This is a genomic window from Streptomyces sp. NPDC007808 (assembly GCF_042868655.1).
Classification (GTDB): Bacteria; Actinomycetota; Actinomycetes; order Streptomycetales; family Streptomycetaceae; genus Streptomyces.
The window spans coordinates 210,322-216,716 of sequence record NZ_JBIAEQ010000002.1 but is presented as its reverse complement, the minus strand read 5'-3'; the positions used below and the strand labels follow the sequence as shown (position 1 = coordinate 216,716).

Genomic DNA, 6,395 nt, shown 5'->3' with positions numbered 1-6,395 from the left:
CCGCGCGCGGCCCCTACTCGGCCCCCGGCTCCTCGACCACCGCTTCCGCGGGCTTCTCCGCTTCCACCGGCGTCTCCGGCTCCAGCGGCTGTTCCGGGAGTTCGGCGGCCAGTGCGGCGGCGGCCATCACCGTGGGCAGGGCCAGCAGGCCCCCGGCGCCTTCGCCGACCCGCACGCCCTGGTCGAGCAGAGGCTCCAACGCCATCCGGTCCAGTGCCTTGGCCTGGCCCGGCTCCCCGCTGTCGTGCGCGGCCAGCCACCAGTCCGGCGCCCGGAACGCGATCCGCTGCCCCACCAGCGCACAGGCGGCGACCACGACCCCGTCCAGCACGACCGGCATCTTGCGCACCGCGCACTGGAGCAGGAACCCGGTGATCGCGGCGAGATCGGCGCCGCCCACCGTCGCGAGCAGCTGCAGCTGGTCGCCGAGCACGGGCCGCGCCCGGCGCAGGGCGTCCCGGATCGCCGCGCACTTGCGCATCCACACCAGGTCGTCGATGGCCAGCCCGCCCCGACCGGTGACCACGGAGGCGTCGGTCCCGCACAGCGCGGCGACCAGCACCCCGGCCGCCGTCGTCCCGCCGACGCTCACATCGCCGAGCACCACCAGATCCGTACCGGAGTCGGCCTCCTCGTCGGCCACCGCCATCCCGGCCCGGAAGGCGGCCTCCGCCTCCTCCGGCGTCAGCGCGTCCTCGATGTCGATACGCCCGCTGCCGCGCCGCACCCGGTGCCGCACCACCGCCTCCGGCAGCGTCTGCGGGTCGCAGTCCAGGCCCATGTCGACGACCCGCACCCCGACCCCGAGCCGCCGCGCGAGCACGGACACCGGCCGGCCGCCCTCAAGGATCTCCCGCACCAACTCCCCGGCACCGCCCGCCGGCCGCGCCGAGACGCCCAGCTCGGCGATGCCGTGGTCCCCGGCGAACAGCACGACCCGCGGCTGTTCGATCGGCCGCACCGGCACGGCGGACTGCGCCGCCGCCAGCCACTCACCCAGTTCGTCGAGGCGGCCCAGCGCTCCGGGCGGCACGACCTGACGCTCACGGCGTGCCTCGGCGTCACGGCGCACCCCACTGTCGGGACGCTCGATCAGTTCGGAGAAGTCGTCGAGATTAAGCGAGCTCATTCGCCGAACAGTACCGGCACCGGTCGAACAGAACGGCGCCCCATGGCCACCCCTGGCTCCGCCACGGCACCGCCGCGTCGGCGTGACGTCGTTGCACCCAAGATCGCCATCCCATACGTTCCGTTTTGCAGTGGATTGTCGGGGCATGCTCGCACCGTCCCGCCGTCCGCCCCGCCGTACGCCCCCGTCGTACGTCCTCGCGCCCGGGAGCCACCATGACCGCGACCGCACCCGCCCAACGCCGCCACGCCGCCTGCGCGTTCACTCTCGCCCCGTGCCGGGAACACACCTACGTCCCCCGGTACCTGTGGCTCGCGCGGCAGGCGCCCGCCAGCCGTCTGAGAGCCGCCGCCCGCGCGGCACTGCCTCTCGGTGAGCCGGAGAGCTGGCTGGACGTGGGCACGGGCGACGCCCGCTTCCCTGAGGCCGCCAGGGAATTCTTCCCGTACACGGCGTTCGACGGCCTGGACCCGACCGACCGCGTCCTGCACGCCCGCGTGGCCGAGCGCGTGGAGGAGGCCTACGTCGGCCGGCTGACGGACCCCCGCGTCACGACCCGGCTGCGCACCCGTTACGACGTCGTCAGCATGTTCCGCCACCTGGAGCACGCCCCGGACCCCCGCGCCGAACTCCGGGCCGCCCTCGCGGTCCTGCGCCCCGGCGGCCACCTGGTCCTCGAACTCCCCAACCCGCGCGGCGCGTTCGCCCTGCTGCTCGGCGCCTGGTGGACCCCGCACAGCCGCCCCGGCCATCTCCACCTGCTGCCCCTGGCCACGCTCTGCGAGGAACTCCGCTCCCAGGGCTGCGCGATCGTCACGATCGACCGCACCCCGCACACCCCGTACGACTTCGCGGTCACGACCTCACGGGTGCTCAGCGGCCTGGTCTCCCCCTACCTGGCGGTGCTGGGCGCCCCCCTGATCGCCGCGGCCTGGGCCCTCGACCTGCTCCTGGCGCCCGTACTGCGCCGCACGCCGCTCGCGAACGCGTACCGCGTCATCGCCCGCAAGGAGCCGGCGGCGCCGGCCTCACCCGCGTAGCACCAGCGCCTGCCCCGCGACCACCAGCACCACCTGCTCGCACTCCCCGGCGAACGCCGCGTTCAGCCGTCCCAGCTCGTCCCGGTAGCGGCGTCCCGACGCCGTCGCCGGGACGATCCCCGAGCCCACCTCGTTGGACACCGCGACCACGGTCCGCCGGGTGGCCCGCACCGCGTCCGTCAACTCCCGCACCCGCTCCCGCAGCACCCGCTCGCCGCTCTCCGCCCACACCGCGTCGTCCCACGCGCCGGCCGAGTCCATCGCGTCCGTCAGCCACAGGGACAGACAGTCGATGAGCAGCGGCGCCCCGTCCCCGGCCAGCAGCGGCACCAGATCACAGGTCTCGGCCGTCCGCCACGACCCCGGCCGCCGCTCCCGGTGCGTGGCGACCCGCGTCGCCCACTCCGTGTCCCCGGCCCGGCTGCCCCCGGTCGCCACATACAGCACCTCGGGGAAGGACTCCAGCCGCCGTTCCGCCTCCACCGACTTCCCCGACCGGGCTCCGCCCAGCACCAGGGTCCGCCGGGGCACGTCCGGCACGTCCTCGTACGCCCCCACCACCAGCGTCTCGCCGTCCGGCACCGCCCGCGCCCCCGCCGCGGCCAACCGCCGCCGCAGTTCGGACCCCGGCGGCACGTCATGGTCCAGATGGACGGCGACCACATCCGTCGTCGGCCCGACCGCGCCCACCGCCCGCAGCCTGGCCAGGGCGTCCGGCCGTCTCACGACATCGGCGACCACCATGTCGTACATCCCGACCGCCCCCTCCTCCAGCCCGGCCGGCGAGCCCCCCGGCGGCAGATACAGCAGCCGCTGCCCGTCCGGCCCGGTCACCGCGTACCCGGTGCCGGGAGAGTCCATCGCCACCGCCCGCACCCGATGTCCCGTCAGCAGCGTCAACTCCCGTCCGTCCGGCACCCGGCCGGGCTGCGGCAGCCCCGCCGGCACCTCGACGGCGGGTCCGTCGTGCGGGTGGGACAGCAGCACCTGCCGTACACCACTGAGCGAACGCCCCGCCCGAGCAGCCGCGAACGCCGCTCCCGGCGTCAGATCGAGCAGCAGCGTTCCGTCCACGAGCAGGGCGGTCGCGGCCCGCGCGTCATCACCGAGCGCGCTCGCACAGGCCGCGCAGGGACAGTCGGGGCGGGGGAGTCCCGCGGGGGCACCGGTGCCGAGCAGAGTCAGTTCCACGGACCGATTTTCGCCGGTCGCCACTGATCTTGCGCGCCCGAGGGTCCTCGTGGGCGCACCGGAGCAGGTGAACCGAACGCGCGCTCTGTTTACGGCGCAGCTGAGGGAGCACATACGCTCAGGGCGGGAGCCGGACCCGAACCGGCTTCCCTACTGCACGTGCTGACACCTGGGAGGCGTACATGGCGGCATGGACGTGGCGGTTCGAGAAGGCCGACGGGGCGGAGGTCCAGCCCGCGGTGCAGCCCGAGGAGTTCACCACCCAGGGCGATGCCGAGTCCTGGATCGGAGAGCACTGGAAGGCCCTCCAGGAGGGCGGCGCGGACCAGGTGCGGCTCTTCGAGGACTCCGCGGAGATCTACGGGCCGATGAGCCTGCACGCCGACGCGTCGTAGCCGACGGGCGGGGTGGGGGCGACCGGGCCCTCACCCGACCGCCCCCTCACTGCTCACCCAACGTCACGTCCACCGTCTTCTCGTCGCCGTCGCGGGTGTACGTCACCGTCGTCCGCTCACCCGGCCGGTCGGAGGCCAGCTCCTGGGCGAGTGAGGTGATGGTGGTGATGTCCGTGTCACCGAGCCGGGTGATGACGTCCCCGGGTTCGAGTCCGGCCTTGTCGGCCGCCCCGCCCGCCGTCACCTCGACGACGGCGACGCCCGCGACCTCGTAGTCGTCGTTCACGACCGTACGGCCCGTGATGCCGAGCGCCGCCCGGCCCGTCTCGGTGACCTTGCCGTCCTTCACGATCTGGTCGGCGACGGTCCGCACGGTCGACGCCGGGATCGCGAACCCGATGCCGGGCGCCGCGCCATGCCCCGCACCGGGTTCGGTCGCCGCGAGGGTCGGGATGCCGATGACCCGGCCGTCGAGGTTCACCAGGGCCCCGCCGCTGTTGCCGGGGTTGATGGCGGCCGACGTCTGCACCATGTTGGGGATCGTCGCGCCCGTACCGCCGTTGTCACGGCTCTCGGTGACGGTCCGTCCGGTCGCCGAGACGATGCCCTGCGTCACGCTGGACGACAGCCCGAGCGGCGAACCCATGGCGAGCACGATCTGCCCGACCTCGACCTTCGCCGAGTCCCCGAACCGCGCCGCCTTCAGCCCCTTCGGCGCCTTGTCCAGCTTGATCACGGCGAGGTCCTGCTGCGGATACGAGAAGACGAGCCGTGCGGTGAGGGTGTCCTCGCTGTTGGCGGTCGTCACCCGGAAGCTGTCCTCCGTGCCGACGACATGCGCGTTGGTGACGATGTGCCCCTGACCGTCGTAGACCACGCCGGAGCCCAGATCGGTCCGGGCCTGGATCTGCACGACCGACGGAAGTACGTCCTCGATCACCTTCAGGTAGCCGTTCTGCAGATCGTCGACCGCCCGCCCGGGCGCCGCGGCCCGCGCGGCCCGCGCCGTCGAGTCCTCCTTCTCGCCCGAGTGCGAGGTCGAGGAGTGCGAGCAGCCCGACAGCAGACCCAGGCAGCACAGCAGGGCGGCGACCGCGCGCGGGGCGCGGAAACGGCGAGCATCCATGCCCCGAGTCTCGCTTCGCCGACCGGTGTCGGCCTGCGCTGCTCACCCGAACGAGCTCAGCCGCGCACCCCGCACAGATGCAGCAACGCGGCGACGCCCCGATACGGGTCCGTCTTCCCGGCCCGCTCCTCCACCGCCAGCAACGTCTCCACGTCCGCGGGGGCCTGCGCCCCGTCCGCCGCGGTGTCGGTGAACACCCGCACGCCGTACCAGGCGTGCAGCGGCGCCCCGATCCCCGCGAGCGTCGCCGTCAGCTCGGCGAGCCGGTCCGCCCGTACGTCGAGCCCCAGTCGGTTCCGGTAGGCGGTGGTGTCGAAGGCGGCCAGCGCACCGGCCCAGTCCGCGGCCAGCCCCGGCCGCATGGCCAGCGCGTCGCCGTTGCGCACGAGCAGCGACAGCAGTCCGCCCGGGGCGAGCATCCGGGCCAGTCCGGCCAGCAGCGGATCGGGCTCCTCGATGTACATCAGCACACCGTGGCAGAGCACGACGTCGAAGCTGCCCGGCAGGAAGTGCACGCCGGTGTCCCGTCCGTCCCCCTGGACGATACGGACCCGCTCCCGGATCCCCTCCGGTTCGCCCGCGAGCTCCTCACGGGCCGTCGCGATCATCTTCGCGTCCTGCTCGACGCCGGTCACCTGGTGCCCGGCCCTGGCCAGCCGGAGCGCCTGGGTGCCCTGGCCCATCCCCACGTCGAGCACCCGCAGCCGCTGCCCGACCGGGAACCGCCCGGCTATCTGCTCGTCGAGCTGCCGGGCCACCAGCTCCTGTCGTACGACATCACGCAGCCCGCCCAGCTTGCTCAGCCAGGCATCGGCCGCACCCCCGGAAAAAGCGGTCGTGCTCAGGGCCGCTCTCCGCGCTTGACCTGAGGCTTCGGCAGCCGGAGCCGGCGCATCTGCAGGGAGCGCATCAGCGCGTAGGCGACCGCGCCGCGCTTGTTGTCGTCGGGGAAGCGCTCGGCGAGCCGCTTCTTCAGGCGGAAGCCGGTGACGACCGAGTCGAGCACGATCAGCACGATCACGACGAGCCACAGCAGCAGCGCGATGTTCTGCAGCGACGCGACCCGGACCATGCTCAGCACCAGGATGATCACGGCCATCGGCAGGAAGAACTCCGCGACGTTGAAGCGCGAGTCGATGAAGTCACGGGCGAACCTGCGGACCGGGCCCTTGTCACGGGCCGGCAGGTACCGCTCGTCGCCCCCGGCCAGCGCCTGGCGCTGCTTCTCCAGGGCGGCCCGGCGCTCCTCGCGCTGGCGCTTGGCGGCCTCCTTGCGCGTCATCGACGTGTTGGCCACGCTGCGACGCTGCGACTGGGCCGCACTGCGCTTGGGCGTGGGGCGGCCCTTCGGGGCCTCGGGGTGACGGGTCTGAGTGGAGTCGGTCACCAGCGCCTTGTCGGCGGCCTGGGCCTTCTCTTCCTTGGCACGGCTACGGAACACAAAACCCAAGGGTACGGGGTGGCGGGGGTTGGACCCCAGCCCGGCCGGGAACGATCCGGCAACACCAGTCGTC

7 protein-coding genes are annotated in these 6,395 nt (G+C 73.5%); 2 read left to right on the top strand and 5 right to left on the bottom strand.

The window, feature by feature from the left end:
* Window positions 1–13: 13 nt before the first annotated feature.
* The gene (gene cobT / locus ACFYNL_RS07200) at window positions 14–1,129 is read right to left on the bottom strand and encodes a nicotinate-nucleotide--dimethylbenzimidazole phosphoribosyltransferase (RefSeq protein ID WP_388797996.1); all 1,116 of its coding nucleotides are present in this window, start codon (window positions 1,127–1,129) and stop codon (window positions 14–16) included.
* A 215-nt stretch (window positions 1,130–1,344) separates the two neighbouring features.
* Between cobT and ACFYNL_RS07195 the strand changes: the two genes are divergently transcribed.
* Window positions 1,345–2,169, top strand: a complete 825-nt coding sequence (locus ACFYNL_RS07195; RefSeq protein ID WP_388797993.1) for a class I SAM-dependent methyltransferase — start codon at window positions 1,345–1,347, stop codon at window positions 2,167–2,169.
* Here ACFYNL_RS07195 and ACFYNL_RS07190 read toward each other — a convergent pair.
* Window positions 2,158–3,360, bottom strand: coding sequence for a bifunctional adenosylcobinamide kinase/adenosylcobinamide-phosphate guanylyltransferase (locus ACFYNL_RS07190; RefSeq protein ID WP_388797990.1), 1,203 nt, complete (start codon window positions 3,358–3,360; stop codon window positions 2,158–2,160). The genes ACFYNL_RS07195 and ACFYNL_RS07190 overlap by 12 nt on opposite strands.
* Before the next feature lie 182 nt (window positions 3,361–3,542).
* Between ACFYNL_RS07190 and ACFYNL_RS07185 the strand changes: the two genes are divergently transcribed.
* Window positions 3,543–3,755, top strand: a complete 213-nt coding sequence (locus ACFYNL_RS07185) for a hypothetical protein (protein ID WP_388797988.1) — start codon at window positions 3,543–3,545, stop codon at window positions 3,753–3,755.
* Window positions 3,756–3,801: 46 nt separating this feature from the next.
* On the opposite strand, the gene ACFYNL_RS07180 is transcribed toward ACFYNL_RS07185, so the two are convergent.
* From ACFYNL_RS07180 to ACFYNL_RS07170, 3 genes are all read right to left on the bottom strand, one after another.
* Window positions 3,802–4,881 carry a S1C family serine protease gene (locus ACFYNL_RS07180; protein ID WP_388797985.1) on the bottom strand — a complete coding sequence of 360 codons (1,080 nt, stop codon included), beginning with the start codon at window positions 4,879–4,881 and terminating at the stop codon, window positions 3,802–3,804.
* 56 nt (window positions 4,882–4,937) lie between these two features.
* A complete protein-coding gene (locus ACFYNL_RS07175) occupies window positions 4,938–5,639 on the bottom strand; it encodes a class I SAM-dependent methyltransferase (RefSeq protein WP_388797982.1) in 702 nt (233 codons plus the stop codon).
* A gap of 83 nt (window positions 5,640–5,722) precedes the next feature.
* Window positions 5,723–6,361: a DUF3043 domain-containing protein gene (locus tag ACFYNL_RS07170; protein WP_388800491.1), complete on the bottom strand. Its 639-nt coding sequence runs from the start codon at window positions 6,359–6,361 to the stop codon at window positions 5,723–5,725.
* Between the last annotated feature and the right edge of the window lie 34 nt (window positions 6,362–6,395).